Origin of the sequence: Halobacillus yeomjeoni (assembly GCF_020171525.1) — a bacterium.
In the GTDB taxonomy this organism is placed as follows: Bacteria; Bacillota; Bacilli; order Bacillales; family Halobacillaceae; genus Halobacillus; species Halobacillus yeomjeoni.
On sequence record NZ_JAIVAI010000006.1, the window covers coordinates 19,830 to 38,041 of the forward strand.

Below are 18,212 nucleotides of genomic sequence, written 5' to 3' on the forward strand. Positions count from 1 at the left end.
AAAGGGGTACATAAGAATGATCAATTTTATACAACGAATCGGTAAAGCCTTGATGCTTCCGGTCGCCGCACTCCCTGCAGCTGCACTATTGCTGCGTTTGGGTCAGGATGACCTGTTAGGCATTCCCTTCATGGCGGCAGCCGGGAACGCCATCTTCGCGAACCTCGCACTCATTTTCGCGATTGGAGTTGCGATCGGTTTGTCCAAGGACGGCAACGGGGCGGCCGCTTTAGCGGGAGCAATCGGATACTTCGTGTTGACCGAAGGAGCGAAAGCGATTGATGGAGACATCGATATGTCCATCTTAGGAGGGATACTTTCCGGTGTCATCGCAGGCCTTTTATACAACAGCTTTTATGACATCAAACTTCCCGAATGGTTAGGTTTCTTCGGAGGCCGGCGCTTCGTACCGATAGTTACCGGTGCCGTCATGGTAGCCCTGGCTGGAATATTCGGTTTCGTGTGGCCGCCGATTCAGGAAGGTATAAACTCACTCGGTGAATGGATCATTGATGCAGGAGCTTTGGGTGTAGGAGTGTATGGATTCTTGAACCGTATCCTCATTCCTGTTGGACTCCACCACGTCATTAATGCACTGATATGGTTTGTTTTTGGTGAATATGAAGGTGCGACTGGTGAAATCGGGCGATTCTTTGCCGGAGACCCGACCGCTGGATTCTTTATGGCCGGTTTCTTCCCTATAATGATGTTCGGACTTCCTGCCGCTGCTTTCGCCATGATTGCCGCTGCCAAAAAAGGACGAAAAAAAGCCATTGCCGGAGGTATGATCGGAATTGCACTGACATCATTCTTGACGGGGATCACAGAACCACTGGAGTTTTCCTTCATGTTCCTCTCTCCGCTGCTTTACGTCGTGCACGCCTTATTGACAGGTTTATCCATGATGGTTTCGTTTTGGCTGGACATCAGGCATGGATTCGGCTTTTCTGCTGGAGCCCTCGACTATTTATTGAACTTCGGCATTGCCGAAAAACCGTTACTTCTCCTTGTCCAGGGGCTCGTATTCGGGGCCATATATTTCTTCATTTTCTATTTCCTGATTGTAAAACTAAACCTGAAAACACCGGGACGAGAAGATGTGGACACGATGGTTGAAGAGAGTCCACGTGGAAATGGAGACCAGTATCAACAAATGGCCACTCACTTCATCAAGGACCTTGGAGGAAAAGAAAACATCCGCTCCATGGATTACTGCGCTACGCGCTTAAGACTGCAAATGGAGGATATGGAAAAGGTGGATGAGGAAGCTTTGAAGAGTCACGGTGCCAAGGGAGTTTTTAAAACGAGTCAAACGAATCTTCAAGTGATTGTAGGGACACATGTTGAATTTGTTGCTGACGCAATTAGAGAACATAATGAATAAAAAAAGCGCTCCTGACCATAACGGTCAGGAGCGCTTTCCTCATTTTTCATAAATTTCAAGTGGAAGCTTATCTGGATCTTTGAAAAACGTAAACTTTTTCACCGTCACAGGATCGATTTTTACATCCTCCACGTTTACTCCCCTGCCTTCCAATTCTCGCTTCACTTCCTCCACGTCATCCACTTCAAACGCCAAATGACGAAGTCCCTGAGCTTCAGGGGTGCTCGGTCGTTCAGGTGGATTCGGGAAGGAAAACAGTTCAATTTGATAGACTCCCCCGACTTCTAAATCCAGCTTATATGAGTCACGGTCCTCGCGGTATATTTCATTGACGACTTTCAACCCTAACGTATCAACATAGAAACTTTTGGATAGTTCGTAGTCTGAACAAATGATGGCAACATGATGGATGTTATTAAAAAGCATAGCTGCCCCCTTTCATATTGTGTCTGGAATAAAAAAGCATATAGGTTTTAATTAGAATTAAATGCACCTTAGAAATTTCTATATAGTACAACCTTTTGTAGCTATCTAAAATTAGTAAAAAGTATAGATACCAGGTGAAACTAACATAAAAAAACAGTCTCTTAAAAGAAGGAAAGAAGATAAGAAGTTGTAGAATTCTTAATGATGCAATCGAGTCTTCGTAAGAATATCATAACACCTTATACCTTGTAATAGAGATATCACTCACAAATGCTTTTTATACTAAAAAAAGCATTTGTGGAAACTTTATTAATTATTAGCACCTAATTAAGTTTCATTTAGTTAGCGGTTGGGTATCACTTAGTAACTAAAGTGAAGTGAGGGATTATATGCGGGCTGGTCATAAACTATCCCAGGAAAGGTTATTAAAGCTTGGAGAAGAGATGAACTTTATAGTAAAGAAAACCTTTTCCCAGTCCTTGCCTACAGACGGTGTTTGGCTAATTAAAAACCCTCTTCTTATCTCTGAATTCATTCCTTTTTTAGCAGTAGAAGTCATTGTCAGTGAGAGTCCTAAGACTATAAGGGGGAGTATTAAGACTCTTGAACAGGTCAAGCCAACAATTGCAGTAGTTTTCATACACGAAGGAGAAATAGTAGCACGCTGGGCGCGTCAAAAGATGGATGCCCAGCAGATTCACGAAAAAATTAAAAGTTTGTACAATTTTTTGGAAAAAGAGCGACTAATTAGCTCAGTGAGGCTAGAAATTTGGAATGAAGATAGATTGTCCCACCTAGAAAGCTATTGCTATTCCCTTAAGGAAAAGGAGTGTTAATCATGTCTTTGCTATCTTCAATTTATTTAGAAAATGTCGATCAATCGGGTGATACTTATAAAGGTGTAGTGACGGCATATGAGCTTTACGATGCTTTAAAAAGGCATATAATAACCTACTGTCCTGCTACACAACGAGGAAAGTATGATAAGGATAGTCCAGATGAAGATATGTCAAATGTGGATGATTTTTATCCAATTTATTATGAAAAATTATTAATAAGTGACTCTACCGTTGAGGAAATGGCTTATCAGATTTTACAAAGAAAACTTTACTGGAATGAATTACGTTGGAATGTTAGGTGGGAAGAAGGCAATACCACACTTATTTATGATCACAGCCAAAGAAAATTGGAAATGAAAGGTAATATTACTATCCCCGATTCTGCTCATAGACACAAAGCATACTATCGCATTTTTGAATGGAAAGAAAAGTCAAATTTAATCCCTAAAAAAATCACGGTGGATGACATGATTATTACGAAGGAAGAAATTCAGCCACTAGTTGATCAATTTGACCCGAATTATCATATTTTTGTTACTGTGCACAATATCGATTCGTCTGAAGAAGGGGTTTTATTTCGTCAACTAAATAATTTTGTCAAGAAACCTACATCAGCACAGTCCATTCGTATCGCCCCTGAGAGCACTCCTACTTACAGGTTCATTGCAAAATTACTCTCTCAAAATGGTGTGTTTCATGAGAATGAAATTGAAACCAACCGGACCACAATTGCTCCAAAATCACGAAAAATGGTTCCTAATTCTACCCTTCATACTGCTATCAAACCTTTTAAGTCCTTAATTTATAATTTAGAAAATAAAAAAGCAGTATATGACGATCTAATTTCTTTTGTGCAGGTTTTTTTTGAAAAACTATCAACTCATTATCCCGAAATGCAACCTAATGCATCATCTGTATTAAGGAGGACATCTCGTGATGAGAGCTTCATAATTAAAAACATAATGTTTATTCCATTAATGAAAATTGCGTTTAATTTATGGAAAACCTATTTTGATTACGGAAAAGATTGGAAGTCCGACTACCAGCTTGATGTTCTAATTTCCAAACTCGCCCAAGATAGAAGAGTGACAGATGACGATAATAATATAATAGAAGTAAATATAATGAGCAAGAAAAATACAGAATGGGTTGGTAAAATAGTAAATGAAAAGAGTCAAATTATGAACAACCGTATTAGCCAGAAATCTGCTTTTGATTACCTTGCAACTGCAATTGATTTACATGTTGTATTAGATAATATCCGTAATAATAAGCAAACCGGTTAAAAACAAAAAAAGGGCTAATAACCTCTAGTTCATTAGCCCTTTTTTGTTGAAATAGGATTACAATTACATATTGAAGCATATAGAAATTTATTTTTATGACACATAAATAAAGAAGACAGGAAGTCAGCTACCCGTTACAGTGGTTCTTTAATTAAATTAGTAAAACCACAACATATTACTACCGATCTGCTCAACAATCCCCTCAATAAAATTCACTCCAGCAACAAAGAAGATGATCGATAGCAGCACATTCAATACCAGTATTCCATAGAACAAATCGAGACCGCCTTCAGTAGTCTTACCGGAATGAACGGAAAACAAGAGTAAGGACGATGCGACCGATCCGAGAACGATTCCTACGAAAAAGACAAACGCACTCAGCGTATCCATCGAAAGGATTGAAAATAAGCAAGCAGCTGCAAGGAAAACAACCGGCAAAACTGCTAAGGATCCATACTTGGCAAGAACGTCCATGAACGACACATCGACCCGCATCAGTTTAGCCACACCGAACGTGACGGTAATGAACACCGTTAAAAATATCAATAGATAAAAGAAAGGCTGAAAGACTGTTCCAAATGAGACATCGACCACGCCGTAACTGAAGCTTCGGGCCGCCAAGTAAGAGAAAAGAGGAATGAAGAAAGCTAATAGTACCATGGATATGACGCCATTGACTTTCTCAGATCCATTCACATTCTGACTTGCCTTGAAAGGTGCTTTCAGCGATCCCGTCGCAAAGTTGAGATAAAGCCGGCTTGTGACTTTCGCTTTTTCGACATACTCGCTATCCTTTTTCCCTTGAGGCACCGCTTTCGAAGCCCTTTGCTGCTGGGGCTGTTGTTGGTTCATCTCGAACATTTCAAGCTGTTCTCCATTGGCTTCGTTGGAAACGACCGCCGCCCCGCACCCTCCACAAAACTTCGCCTCATTGACAATTTCCGTTCCACATTTTGAACAATTCATAATCCCCACATCTCCTTTGTTCATAATGAAATCAACGGTGATTCCGTTCAGTGAATGTAATTTCAATAAGAGTGATCTTATATGTTCCAGCTTCCTCCTTTAAATAGTAATCTTTGTTTTTGTAGTATTCGATTTGATCGCCCTTATGATTGGTGAAAATAAACCTCTCTTCTGTCGTGACCACCACTCCGTCCGACGTTTCTTCCACGGCGAGCACTTTATTATCGGTGAAATTATAGGAAAAATCAGCACCTCTCATGTCATTAAGGTATTCTTTCAAGTCTTTGTCTGCCTGACTCCCTGCAGCGATATATGGATCTATTCGACTGTAATCATCGTTGTTCAACGCTTCTTCATATGCTTTTCGGAAATTCAAAACCAGCTCTTCCGCGTCCCGGTCGTTCAGACCAACACTCTCTGTTTCTTTTTCCACAATAGGCTGATCAAAGATAAACGCTAAATCCGTTCTATAGGCATCCGCTGGATAGAGCGGATCTGTTTTAATAATTTCGCCTCTCGGATTCGTCCATTCCGCGTGAACCTCGGTCTCTTCCCCACCCAGGAAAGGTCCCAGTTCTTCATATTCTTCCAACATCTTTCCAGTACTTTCTCCATTCACAAACAAAACCGCATCTTCATGATCTGTCACGATTCTGTAGCGTTCCTCCGGCAAACGTGCATAATAGGTGATTTCCTCCCCACCTAAAGAATCAACTACAATGGAATCGGATATCGTAAGCTGGCCGAATTCATTTTCCGCCTGAATCTCCATTTCATATTCACCGGGATACAATTTGATGAAGCGCACCTCAGCATCAGCCGCTTCCACTTCCATCGTTTCTTCTTCAATAGAAAAAGCTGCCGGACCATACGTATTGGAAATAAGGAGTTGATCGGGGATGACTTCCATTTGGTATGTATGATACAGTCCTGGCACAATCGCTTTCTTTTTCATAATCCATAACGGATGTCCGTAAGAATCATAAATCTTCACATCAAAGGCATTGCTTCCCTTGCTTTGAATGACATCCATCATTTGGGTACGCACATCTTCCCACCCGGACTCATCAACGAAACGGAGAAACTCTTCAGGATGAATGAGAGCATCTTCATCCAGCTTCAAAAACTCCAAAAAACGATCAGCATCCTGTTCGTTCAAAGCCCGGTCCATCGCCTGCACGTCTTTCATAGGGTCAAACATGGACATCATCGTCAAATGTGCGCCCATCAATAGGACAGCTGCCGTTACGTCAATCCACCATCTGCGCTTCTGTTTCCTAACAAGAGTCGAATCTTCCTCTAAATCCACAGTTTTATCCGCGTGCTTCGCTCCACAATTTGTACAAAAAGAAACCCCATTACCGAGCCGATTTCCACACGAAGTGCAAAACTCCACCTAAGCGCCCCCCCATTCAGAAAATGATCCAACCCTCCTTTTCTGTATATCCTACTCTTTGTCTATAAGAAAAAGTACTCCCATATCCCTATATACGAATACAAAAAAATAACCTGCACCTATTGAAATAGTGCAGGTCATCCCATACCGATCAGGGTGAGAAAATGATTCAATAATAAAGTCTCATTCAATACAAAGAAGGGTCTTTCATTAATCATGAATAATCCGATGAACAAAGGTACTAAGATCAGACTGCGCGTCACCGACCGCCGCACCTCTATCCCACGAGACCGACTGAATACTATACAAAGGAAAAATGGAAAAATCAAACCCACCGCCACCCCCGATAGGTTCGCCACAGCATCCAGAAATTCCGCACTTCTCGATGCATCAAAGTACTGACGGTATTCTTCTAATATACCAATGATGACTAAAGCAAATCCCGCATCCATGAGTGTCTTCCGCCAACGGGATCGATCCACAAGCAACAAGATAAACAGGCCGGTAATCCATGCGATCCCTGCGAAGAATATAAAATGAATCTGCTTATCAATCCCGAACATCAGTTGATAGTCTAACGCCACGTCCATCCCCTCCTAGTGTCAGCTTTGCCATCAACGTGCATTTGTAGACAGAGGAAAATCCCATCCTATCAACTTTATAGTCTATGAATGGGGAACGGATCGATGGAACGGCGCACTCCTTTTTACTTACTGTTCAATTTTGCAAATTCATATTCTACAAATCTTGAATCTTGAAACCCCTTTCATAAACGACACACTTCCTTTACAATTGGATTCAAGATGATCATCAAAACTACTTGAATATAATTTTGCAGAAAGTTTTTCCAAAAGGGGGCCTCCCGGTGGTACTGGATAAAAGACGTGCACACTTATTATCCTTCCTTCTTCATTCTGACCGCCCGCTTCCGATTCCTGAAATGACGGAAAAGGTCGGGGTTTCAGAACGAACCATCTATTATGACGTGGATCAAATCAACGACTGGCTGGAGGCGGAAAACCTCCCTCCCGTCCAAAGCGAATACAAACAAGGGTTGTTCCTCCCTGAAAAGAGCAAAGCCTATGTTTCTAAGAATCAGAGTATCCAGGAAACAGGCTGGCACTATCGCTTTTCTGAAGAAGAGCGAAAGACATTGATCAAAGCGAGCCTTTTGCTGGAAATCACTCCCTCATCTATGGAGCGATTCATGGAACTTACGGGGATGAGCAGAGGAACAGTCGCCAAAGATTTAAAAGAGATCAAAGGAGATTTCCAAGCCCACGAGTTATCCCTTCTCTATAAACGAGGAACGGGATACACCATTCAAGGGATGGAAGAAATCCAACGTTCTATCATTTCAAATCTACTTTCTTCAGTTCTTACAAGCAGTCATTCGAAGCAAGTCAAAAAGACGATTGTCCGGATGATTCAAGACAGTGTTTCTCCTTTTCATAAAAATGAGGAGCACTTCCAGGAAGTAAAGGCGCTGCTATTTGAAGCGGAAGACGAACTCGGACTGACATTGACTGATCAAATGGTCGAATATCTCACCCTTTTCGTTTTGATCTTGATTCTACGCATAAAAAATGAGAATCGTATTTTCATTGAACAAGAGGAAAGGCATGTGTTGGAGCAATCAGCCGCTCATCCTTCATCAGAAATGATATGCCGGAAGCTTGAGGACATCTATGATGTCGCCTTCCCTCCGGAAGAAGTGGGATTCATTACGATGAATCTCCTCGGTTCCAAAGTCCAGCATGTGGACGCACGAAGCCATACGAGTGAAATCAAAGGCTTGAAGAAAGTCGTCCGGCGGATGATTGCAGACTTTGAAACCAATGCCTGTGTCATTTTTGAAAATAAGGAAGAGTTGGAGACTAATCTGCTCACCCATATCAAACCGGCCTATTACCGGTTGAAATATGGCGTTCACACGTCGAATGAACTGACGGCAAGCATCAAAGAAAATTATCCCGATTTGTATCTTCTGACAGCGAAAGGGATGAAGCATCTCAAACGTTTTGTAGGAAAAGAAATTCCTGATGATGAGACCGCCTATTTGACTCTTCACTTTGGCGGCTGGCTCACGAAGGAGAAAAAAGAAGCAACCATTTCATGCAAAGCGATCATCGTCTGCGAAAATGGAATCGGCACATCGAAAATGCTCCAGACCCAACTGGAAAAGACGGTTCCCGGCCTCTATATCATCGATTCTCTATCGATGAGAGAATATCAGGCCCGAGACTTTGATGTCGATGTCATTTTTTCTACCAACTATTTAAAAGAGAACGAGACGCCGATCATCCATGTACCACCGATTTTGTCCAACATGGATAAGCAGTGGATCAAACGTCGAATGGATGAAGTCGTCCCTACATCAGCAGCTGAATCAAAAGATTCTATGCATGCATTGATGGACATCATCCAGGACCACGCATCCATTCATGATAAAGAAGCCCTTATGGAAGAGTTGACTCATTATTTAAAAGAAGATACGACAAAAACGAAGGAGCTTAGAAAACCGATGCTCACAGACTTACTGACAGAACAAACCATACAGTTGAAAGATCGGGAAGAAAACTGGGAAAAAGCGATCCAAACGGCGGCCAAGCCTCTGCTTGATAATCAATCGATCGGAGAAGAGTACGTCCAGGCGATGATCGAAAACGTCCATGAACTCGGTCCATATATCGTCATCGCACCTGATATCGCTCTTCCACACGCTCGACCGGAAGCAGGCGTCAACAAACTTGGGATGAGTTTACTGCAATTAAAAGAGCCTGTACATTTCTCAGAGCAGGCTAAACACAAGGCTCACTTGGTCATCGTGCTCGCAGCGATCGATAATGAAACGCACTTGAAAGCCCTTGCCCAGTTGAGTGAAGTTCTTTCAGAAGAACAAGCCATTGAACAATTGAAAGAAGCGAAAGACGAAAAAGAAATCTTAAGCGTCATTGAAGAACATTACGTGACATCATAAAAAAACACTGGAGGTTATCAAAATGAAAAAAGTATTAGTTGTATGTGGAAATGGTCTAGGAAGCAGCATGATCGTGGAGATGAACGTAAAAGCAGCACTGAAAGACATGGGGAAAGAAGCAGATGTTTCTCACACAGATTTGACGAGTGCCAAAACGGAACAGGCAGACCTTTTTCTAGGCTCTGAAGACATCGTAGGAAACCTTGAAGAGGACAGCAACAAAAACGTTGTGAAGCTGAAGAACTTGATGGACAAAAATGAGCTTCGTGAAGCTTTGGAACAGAATCTGTAAAATCTAATTAAAAAGGGGAATCCACCATGGTCGATTTAATAATGAAAGATATTTTAGGAACACCTGCTATCCTTGTCGGGTTATTCGCTTTTCTCGGCTTGATCTTCCAGAAAAAGAATACCGCCGACATCGTCTCCGGCACACTCAAGACTATCATGGGATTCGTGATCTTGAGTGCCGGTGCCCAGGTGATCGTGCAATCGCTTGGCAAGTTCAGCTCGATGTTCAACGAGGCATTTTCTGTAAACGGTGTCATTCCGAATAACGAAGCCATCGTTGCACTTGCGCAGGAAGGCTTCGGTACGGAAACTGCCATGATCATGCTGTTCGGTATGGTCGCCAACATCATCCTTGCCCGTGTGACTCCATTCAAGTACATTTTCCTGACTGGTCACCACACGATGTTCATGGCCTGCCTGATCGCCGTCATTCTTACAACCGGTGGCATGAGCGGAATTTCCATGATCATCTTAGGATCCATCATCCTTGGAACACTTATGGTCTTATCTCCAGCTATTTTACAACCCTTCACTCGTAAAATTACCGGTTCCGACGATTTTGCGATCGGACACTTCGGTTCTGCCGGTTACTTCGTATCTTCACTAGTCGGAAAAGCAGTCGGGAAAAATTCGAAGTCCACAGAAGAAATCAAAGTCCCGAAATCCCTTGGCTTCCTACGAGACACCTCCGTCTCTGTAGCCCTGACAATGGTTCTCTTGTTCTTCGTCGTCGCCCTTTTCGCTGGACCACAGTTCATTGAAGCAGAACTCAGTGGCGGCCAGAACTTCCTTGTCTTCGCCTTCATGCAAGGTTTGACATTCGCAGCTGGTGTTTACATCATCCTTGCCGGTGTACGCATGCTGCTTGGTGAAATCGTACCTGCCTTCAAAGGTATCGCAGATAAAGTTGTACCGAATGCGAAGCCTGCACTGGACTGCCCGGCAATCTTCCCATTCGCAAGTAACGCCGTAATTATCGGGTTCCTGTTCAGTTTCATCGCAGGATTGATCAGCATGATGTTCCTTCCACTGCTTGGACTGAGCGTCATCGTTCCAGGTCTTGTCCCGCACTTCTTCACAGGTGCCGCAGCCGGCGTATTCGGTAATGCGACAGGAGGAAGAAAAGGTGCTATCTTCGGTTCCATGGCCAACGGTGTCCTCATCAGCTTCCTGCCGGCGGTTCTGTTACCCGTCCTCGGTTCCCTCGGATTTGAAGGAACGACCTTCGGCGATTCCGACTTCGGTGTCGTAGGAATCGTGCTAGGTAACCTGGTTCGTGTGATCGAATCGAATCCGTTGTTCATCGGAGTGACATTGTTGTTGATCGCTGTGCTGTTCGCTCTTGGATGGAAGTCTAAATCATTGAAAGAAGCGAAAGATTCAGAAGCAGCATAATTTTAAGTGCCCCCTCCTTGAGGGGGTTTTTTGCTTGTTTGGTCGATAAAGTTGGATTTTTGGTTGATAAAATCACTTTTCTGCCGATAAATCCACATTTCTGGTTGATAAATAGAGATTCCCGCTGATAAACGCACTCCCGCTCCCACAAAAAAGAAGCGCCTGCCCAAGACAGACACTTCTTTATGAAAATCATCAAATTACCAGCGTATAAATCGCATGCGCCTCACACGTCAGCCTACAAGACTCTCCATTCAACACAACACTGACCTCTTCCGCTACATCCGTTTCATTCATGACGACAAGCACAATCGAGCCGTCCTCATTTTGAAAAGCGACGGACTGAAGCGAGTGGTGGTCCATTTCGTGCTTGATTCTGACCGCATTCGGTTTGACGTACTTGCTGAAGTGGCCAATATAGTAATAAGAACTATTGTAATGAACTTCCTTCTCCTGAGTATCTACAATGATCGGAGCGTCACAATAATTCCCTACATGGTTGGGACCGCCTTGCTCGTTCAAGACAAGGTTCCAGTCGATCCAGCCTTCGAGCCAATTGTTCAAATCGCCCATGATGTTCCGGCCATAGCGTTCTCCTGTATGCCAGGCTCCAAGCTGGACGCCGCCTTCGATACAACCTTCTGTGAAGATCAAATGCTTGTCTGGAAAATCATCGTGGATTTTCGTCAGGTTTTCAAATTCCTCACTCACATACCAGTGCAAACCTGTACCCCATACATACTTCGCTGCTTCCGGGTCGGAAAGAACCGTTTTCGCGCGTTCATAAGCGATATCACGGTTATGATCCCAGATCACGATTTTTTTATCCTTGTAACCTTCCGCTTCAAGCTTCGGCCCTAAATGGTCACGTACAAAGTCCCGTTCCTCTTCCGCTGTATAGATGCAGGAATCCCACACCTGGGTGGCGTCCGGTTCGTTCTGGACCGTCACTCCCCAAATCGGCAGCCCGGCCTCTTCCATTGCCTCAATATATTTTGCATAATAAAGCGCCCATGTTTCACGATATTCAGGTAAAAGTTTTCCGCCATGGTTCATCTCTTTATTCGTTTTCATCCAGGCAGGCGGACTCCATGGAGAAGATAGAAGAGTGATTTCCTCCCCTCTCACTTCCCTTGCATCCTTGATCATCGGAATGACATATTTATGCTCCCGATCGATGGAAAACGTACGTAAATCCTTATCATCTTCTTCCACATACGTGTAATTCTCCAATGAAAAATCACAGCTATGTATATGCGTTCGTCCAAGGTTGTACCCCAATCCTTCAGTAGGATGATAATAGCTTTTGATGACCTCGATGCGCTGTTCCTCTGAGATTTGTGACAACGTGTAGGCAGCCGCCTCGGTAAAAGCTCCCCCGAATCCCATGATCCTCTGGTAGCGTTCCTCCGGGAATAGGGTAACCGTCGGTGTACCCTTTGTTTCCTGCTCTGTAAAAGAAAGTCCTTCAACCTCTGCAAGGCGGTCATTCGTATCTTTGATCGTTTGAATCAGTTTCACAGTGTATCTCCTCCTAAAAAGTCAAATTCCTCCCCGTCGTGATCGGCGGGGAGGGTGGATTTTATTTTAAAGTCACATCAATCTTCGTAACTGCACGTTCCCGGACTTTCTCCGCCCATTCACCTTGGAGCTTCTCCCCCTCAATGACGGTCGAGCCTGTATCATCATGCAGCACATACTGAACCACAGAGGCTCCGTCGTCCCCGAAGGTCGGCTTCCGATTTTCATTGGTGTAGGTCACATCGATTTTTCCTAAGAATGTGAACGTGACCTGGTTCTGGTCATCAAACAGCCATTCCGGAAGAATAGGTTGAAGTTTCAGGGTCAATTCATCCTCTTCGACTCCAAACATCTCTTTTCCAGTCATCATCACCTGCCACATGGATAAAAACTCAGCTGTCGTGCCGCTCAACCGCGCGACAAAACCTCTACCATGCATGTTTTCATCAGGGTTCACGCTGCTTGCGATGAACGACGAATTCTCAAGCGTACTTCTTCCGTACACGGACGGATCCATGAACGGCGGCAGGGTCGTTTTTAAATCATCGAAGAAGTCTTCGTACAAGCCGGCATTCAACAGGCTCAATAAATATTTGAACTCCATATGCATGAACACGGATTCGCGTTCCAACCACCCAGGAGTAAACGCTCTCGCTCTTCCCACTTCGAAACTCATGTCATCAAGTGGCGTGGATGTTTTATACATGTGCAGCTTTTTATCATAAAGATCGGATTTCCGGACAGATTGATGAAGCTCTCCGGCTTGTTCTGCATCCATCCCTTTCAAAGCTCTTGCCGGACCTTCCAAGAAGTGAGGAAGCACTTGAACATCAAAGGACTGAACATGTACAAGAGGGTAGCCTTTCTCGTTCTTGACCACTTGTCCTTCATCATCCCGCTTCACTTCATACTGAGCAGTTTCATAATAGAAGTAGGTCGGCACTAACCCTCCGCCTAAATCTTTCGCTTTCTCAATTCCGGCATCCACTTTTCCCATAAAGAGTTGCAGCAGTTCCTGAACATCAGCCGCTGTCAGAACTTCTTCTTTCCCATCAAGACCGTCTTTTATCGCAGAACGATAGGATTCTCTCGCTGTAGATACTGTATCCCAATATTCATAGTCTGATAGGTTCTTCTGAAGTGCCGTTTTCACGTCCTGCACGAGTGCAGCAACCTCGACCGGCAGGACTGTATCTTCTAATTCACTATCCATCATAAATTGAAGCAGTCGTTTCAACTCTACCGTTTCACTCATTCCAGAACCGAAAATACCCGGCAGACCGTTCATGGAATCGTTCCAACCCGGTTTATTCGCTTCCATTTCAACCCCCATGCCATAAGGATCAAGGGTCGCGAATTTAAGAAGAGCTAGTGAGAACATTTTTGAAAATAACGTGCTCTTGTAAAGCTCGCCATCTTTCGTCTTCAGCCAGTTGCCGGCTTTAGACTCATGAAGTTCTGTAATCGCCCCGTACTGACGGACTTTGTCATCTGCAAGTACATATTTTTCAGAGCGTGGGTTGATAAAGACAGGGCTTGTGAAGTAACGATAAGAACGATCGTTGAACAACAAGTTCTGCTTTTGATCTGGGAAAACTTTCAGGTAGTTCTTGACCAAATCCAGATTATATGTCCAGTGATCGACCCAGTACCCTTCTCCGAATTCTGCATCGATTTCCTGCTCGCTATGAGAAAGGACAGTACGTAAAAATTCTTCAGGTGTGACGGTTAACGCGATATTGCGGTCGACGATCGACTGCACAATCGCACCTGGTGTGAACGATAATTGTAGTCGTTTCTTCATATAATGGAAGTCATCATCATCAGTAAACAGGTTTTCCAGCCATCCAAGGTCTTCTTTTTCAATCAATTCAAAGTACGCACCCTTAACGACTAACGGATTATACCCGTCCGCCTGGATCAGGCTCATGAACAACTTGATATTGTAATCGCCGACCTCCGGCTTGAAGAAGATATCATTCCGGCGGTTTTGGTTGACGTCTCTGAAGTTCCCGTTCCCTTGAGAGAAGAATTCCGGTGCCACAGAGAAGAAGTTATAATCTCTTTCAAGATCGCCGTGTTTACGGGAATACACATAATAAAGGAATGGTTCTTTTTCATTTTCCAAAAGTACAGGGTACCCGCCACGCAGCACATTATCCAAATAACTCTGCTTCGTATAGCCATCGAACATATCGCTGCCGGTCTGAGTTCCAATATCGCTTGTCAGGTCCTCTACCAATCGCTCGGCTTCCTTATACTTTTCATCAAAGAATGCAGCAGAAGCCAAGTCTTCCTTCTTCTCCTGAAGGATCTCAAGATCATTCACATGACCGACCATCGTTCGTAAAACGGTTGATGCTTGAGGAGAAAGCTGCACGGAATATGCTGAAAAACCACACGGTACTTTGTTTGCTGTGATTTGTTCTTTCTCTAAAAGTTCAGAAACAGAGTCCGTTTCAAAACGGTCCGGGAAGCGCAGGGATGTATTTTCACCAAAAAGGATCGACGCATCGACAATCGGTTTTAATAAAGATCCATCTTCTGCATAGCTCGCATAAAAGTGACCTTTCGTCACTTCCTCTACTTCAGCTGTGTCGCCCGTAGATGAGCGGACACGGTAGTAAGGAATATCATTTTCTAAGTTGAACACATCCATCCAACTCTTCAACGTGTTCCCCACCGCTTTGTAGGCCGCATCTTCGATTCCGAAAGGCAGAATCGCAGGCAGGCCGTCCACGACTTCGATGCTCAATTCCTTGTCAGATATATTTTCTACATCCACTTTCCGCATCAGGGAAGCATAGTTTTCATGAGGCAGAGTGAAATAAGTTACGGTCGTTTCAATCCCGTATTTTTCATTACGTTCTTTTACGATGAGTTCATTTTCCTTAATGAACATCGTACGTTTCACCTTTTTCTTCGAACCATCACTGAAAGGTTCAAATACAACGGAATCATCGTTGCGCTTTATTTTGATGAATGTACGGAAACCATTCGTTGACACTCGTTCATAAGCTTGGTTCGCTGGATAAAATTCTGTAATCGCGTTGTTTTTATCCTGGACGCCGAAACTCACCATGCCCTGCCCGCGGTTCACATAAAAGGCCCACATCGGTACCCCGTACAAACCGGCTAAACCAGGCAGAAAGCTTGAGAACGTCTTCGCCTGATCAAAGTCTTCAATCACAAAATATTTATCATCATTAAACGTATAATTCACCATGCAAAAGCACCTCTTTCTAAGTATGTATGGGTTTCATCTTTACACAGGAAAAGAAGGAGAAATATTTTCTCCTTCCCCTTGATTCTTTTTTTCAAAGATAATACTAAACCGGTTTCGAAATTGCTTATAGTTATCGCACTTTCAGCTTTTCTTAAGGTTGATTTCGATATGTTTGTACGGATGTAAGGTGGCCGGGAAAGGATTCGCTTTCCTGCGGGGGAACCGGCAAGCTTCCTCGGGCTATAACCCCTGCGGGATCTCGCCTGCTCCCTACTCCCGCGGGAGTCTCACCCGTTCCCGGCGTCCTTGTCGAATATGATGATCGAAATCACCAATAATCTTTTAAAACACCACATTGCAGAATTCTTTTAATCTCTAAAAAGGTCTATTTCTTATACTTCTATGTGTCCGTTTAAATTCCTTTAGGCAGGGTGGGAAGGGAAAACAGGGAGACTGCTGCGGGAAGAACAGGTTAGGCGAGACCCCGCAGTGAAACGAGGAGGCTCGACAGCTGCCCGCGGAAAGCGGACTGTTTTCCCTTCCCTCCCCCTGCACACTTCGTTAAACGGGCTTTTATATCAGATGAGTTAACCTTTGCCTTAGCAGTAAGGATAACACATAAGAGATATCACCCCTTAACAGACCCAGCAGAAATACTCGTAATAATATATTTAGAGAAGAATAGGAACGCGATCATAATCGGCACGACAGAAATCGCAATGCCTAGATACAATGAACCTAGATTCTGAGCCACTTGAGAACCCTTCAGGAAGCCCATCAACACTGGCAACGTGTACTTCTCCGGAGAGAAAATCACGACCAAAGGCAGAATGTAGTTGTTCCATGAACCGATGAACGTAAAGATCGACATCGTCGCTACCGCCGGCATCATGATCGGAAGAGCGATGGTATGGAAGATTTTCAGTTCACCAGCTCCATCGATCCGCGCTGCTTCCAATAGAGAAGGATGCAGGGTCGATGATAGATACTGCTTCAAGAAAAAGACAACGAACGGACTAGCAATCGCAGGTACAATCAGTGGAATGAAAGTATCTAAGAAACCAAGCGCTTTGTTCAGTTCATAGAAACCGATCAGCCCCAGCTGACCAGGAACCATCATCATCAAAAGCATGAAGATGAACAACTGATTTTTCCCTTTGAAGTTATACACCGCAAACCCGAAGGCAGTCAGTGCGGAAAAATACCCGCTCAAAATGGTCACCGTCACAGACACAATCAAACTGTTTTTAAAGCCTGCCCAAATGTTCACGTAACTCATCATATTCTTATAGTTTTCTACAAGCTCAGTACCAGGAATGAAAGTGAACCCCATAATGATGTCTTTCGTCTCCCGCGTGGCATTGATGATCATCATGTAAAATGGAATAAAGCTGACAATCGCTAGTACCGTCAAGAGAATGTAGATCAATGTTTTATTAAGCAACTTTTTTTCCTTGTGCATTCGTATTCCCTCTCTTCTTCGCAGCTTTGATTTTACGTTTTTCTTCTTTAGCTGCAGCTTTTTCTCCCTTAGCTTCCCGGTACATGGATTTGAAGGTGATGGCAGAGAAGACCACCGTAATCAAGAACAACATGTAAGCAATCGTAGCTGCATAACCGTAGTTGTTGTATCGGAACGCTTGATTATAAAGATACAAAACCATCGTGTTCAAGGCCCCATCCGGACTTCCAAGACCATCGGTCAAAAGCATCGGCAAATCGAACAACTGAAGTCCACCGATCAGAGAAGTGATCAAGACATAAAGCATGATCGGCTTCAACAATGGAAGCGTGATATAGAAGAACGTTTGAATACGGTTGGCACCGTCAATCAAAGCGGCTTCGTAATACTCTTTCGAAATCCCGGATACCCCGGCCATCAAAACGATGAAGGTATATCCGAACCACATCCACGTCAAAATCAGGGAAACGGAAGCTTGAGATGCGAACGGTGAATTCAGCCAGTTGATCGGCTCAGCAATCAATCCGATTTTCATCAAGAACTGGTTGATGGAACCGTACTGCCAATCCAGCATGATACTGAACAAAATCGCAACGGAACTGATCGTAATCAAGTTCGGCAGGTAAAAGACCGCACGGAAGAATCCAAGGCCTTTGATACGGAAACGAAGATCAGAAAACAATGCAGCCAGGAACAGCGCAATTCCCAATTGAAGAGCGAAGTTCAGACCCCATATTTTCCATGTGTTCACGAACGCTTCCAGGAAATACGAGTCTGTAAGAATACGGGCATAGTTTGCTAAGCCGATAAACTCAGGCTTCCCATACCCTTCATAATGAGTAAACGTATAGTAAAAAGTTAAAAGAACAGGATAAATATTAAAAACAAGGAAAATGACAAAGAACGGAGCGATAAAATAATAGCCTTTATGATCTAACCTCTTCACTATGTACACCTTCTTTCTATTTGCTTGAAAGAAGACAAGTCCATCCCCCGTACAGGAGATGGCAGGCTCCCTTCTCTCTTTCTATCAACCTTCC

Annotated in this window: 14 protein-coding genes; 6 read left to right on the forward strand and 8 right to left on the reverse strand. The window is 43.7% G+C overall.

All coding sequences use genetic code 11. From position 1 onward, the window contains the following. Positions 1-16: 16 nt before the first annotated feature. Complete coding sequence (gene nagE, locus LCL89_RS14025; protein WP_224810597.1) at positions 17-1,384, forward strand: N-acetylglucosamine-specific PTS transporter subunit IIBC; 1,368 nt, start codon at positions 17-19, stop codon at positions 1,382-1,384. Between the two features lie 39 nt (positions 1,385-1,423). Here nagE and gloA2 read toward each other — a convergent pair whose 3' ends face one another. Next, entirely contained in the window at positions 1,424-1,810 is a 387-nt protein-coding gene (gene gloA2, locus LCL89_RS14030) for an SMU1112c/YaeR family gloxylase I-like metalloprotein (RefSeq protein WP_224810598.1), read from the reverse strand. A gap of 389 nt (positions 1,811-2,199) precedes the next feature. Between gloA2 and LCL89_RS14035 the strand changes: the two genes are divergently transcribed. After that, positions 2,200-2,646 (forward strand): hypothetical protein, encoded by a 447-nt coding sequence (locus LCL89_RS14035; RefSeq protein WP_224810599.1) that lies wholly within the window; start codon positions 2,200-2,202, stop codon positions 2,644-2,646. Positions 2,647-2,648: 2 nt separating this feature from the next. Further along, on the forward strand, positions 2,649-3,935 hold the full coding sequence (locus LCL89_RS14040; RefSeq protein WP_224810600.1) for a DNA sulfur modification protein DndB: 1,287 nt from the start codon (positions 2,649-2,651) through the stop codon (positions 3,933-3,935). 156 nt (positions 3,936-4,091) lie between these two features. Here LCL89_RS14040 and LCL89_RS14045 read toward each other — a convergent pair whose 3' ends face one another. From LCL89_RS14045 to LCL89_RS14055, 3 genes are all read right to left on the reverse strand, one after another. After that, a complete protein-coding gene (locus LCL89_RS14045; RefSeq protein WP_224810601.1) occupies positions 4,092-4,901 on the reverse strand; it encodes a zinc ribbon domain-containing protein in 810 nt (269 codons plus the stop codon). Positions 4,902-4,932: 31 nt separating this feature from the next. Next, the gene (locus LCL89_RS14050) at positions 4,933-6,297 is read right to left on the reverse strand and encodes a TcaA NTF2-like domain-containing protein (RefSeq protein WP_224810602.1); all 1,365 of its coding nucleotides are present in this window, start codon (positions 6,295-6,297) and stop codon (positions 4,933-4,935) included. Between the two features lie 137 nt (positions 6,298-6,434). Further along, a complete protein-coding gene (locus LCL89_RS14055) occupies positions 6,435-6,881 on the reverse strand; it encodes a VanZ family protein (protein ID WP_224810603.1) in 447 nt (148 codons plus the stop codon). Positions 6,882-7,162: 281 nt separating this feature from the next. Between LCL89_RS14055 and LCL89_RS14060 the strand changes: the two genes are divergently transcribed. From LCL89_RS14060 to LCL89_RS14070, 3 genes are read left to right on the forward strand one after another with little or no spacing between them, the layout of a single operon-like run. After that, the gene (locus LCL89_RS14060) at positions 7,163-9,277 is read left to right on the forward strand and encodes a BglG family transcription antiterminator (RefSeq protein WP_224810604.1); all 2,115 of its coding nucleotides are present in this window, start codon (positions 7,163-7,165) and stop codon (positions 9,275-9,277) included. A gap of 22 nt (positions 9,278-9,299) precedes the next feature. Next, positions 9,300-9,569, forward strand: a complete 270-nt coding sequence (locus tag LCL89_RS14065; protein ID WP_197317398.1) for a PTS sugar transporter subunit IIB — start codon at positions 9,300-9,302, stop codon at positions 9,567-9,569. A 26-nt stretch (positions 9,570-9,595) separates the two neighbouring features. Then, positions 9,596-10,963, forward strand: coding sequence for a PTS ascorbate transporter subunit IIC (locus LCL89_RS14070; protein WP_197317397.1), 1,368 nt, complete (start codon positions 9,596-9,598; stop codon positions 10,961-10,963). 195 nt (positions 10,964-11,158) lie between these two features. Here LCL89_RS14070 and LCL89_RS14075 read toward each other — a convergent pair whose 3' ends face one another. From LCL89_RS14075 to LCL89_RS14090, 4 genes are all read right to left on the reverse strand, one after another. Continuing rightward, complete coding sequence (locus LCL89_RS14075; RefSeq protein WP_224810605.1) at positions 11,159-12,484, reverse strand: glycoside hydrolase family 30 protein; 1,326 nt, start codon at positions 12,482-12,484, stop codon at positions 11,159-11,161. A gap of 61 nt (positions 12,485-12,545) precedes the next feature. Then, complete coding sequence (locus tag LCL89_RS14080) at positions 12,546-15,710, reverse strand: cellobiose phosphorylase (RefSeq protein WP_224810606.1); 3,165 nt, start codon at positions 15,708-15,710, stop codon at positions 12,546-12,548. A 628-nt stretch (positions 15,711-16,338) separates the two neighbouring features. After that, on the reverse strand, positions 16,339-17,154 hold the full coding sequence (locus LCL89_RS14085) for a carbohydrate ABC transporter permease (protein WP_318245631.1): 816 nt from the start codon (positions 17,152-17,154) through the stop codon (positions 16,339-16,341). Further along, positions 17,147-18,118, reverse strand: a complete 972-nt coding sequence (locus LCL89_RS14090) for a carbohydrate ABC transporter permease (protein ID WP_224810608.1) — start codon at positions 18,116-18,118, stop codon at positions 17,147-17,149. The genes LCL89_RS14085 and LCL89_RS14090 overlap by 8 nt, the downstream gene beginning before the upstream one ends. Positions 18,119-18,212: the final 94 nt, after the last annotated feature.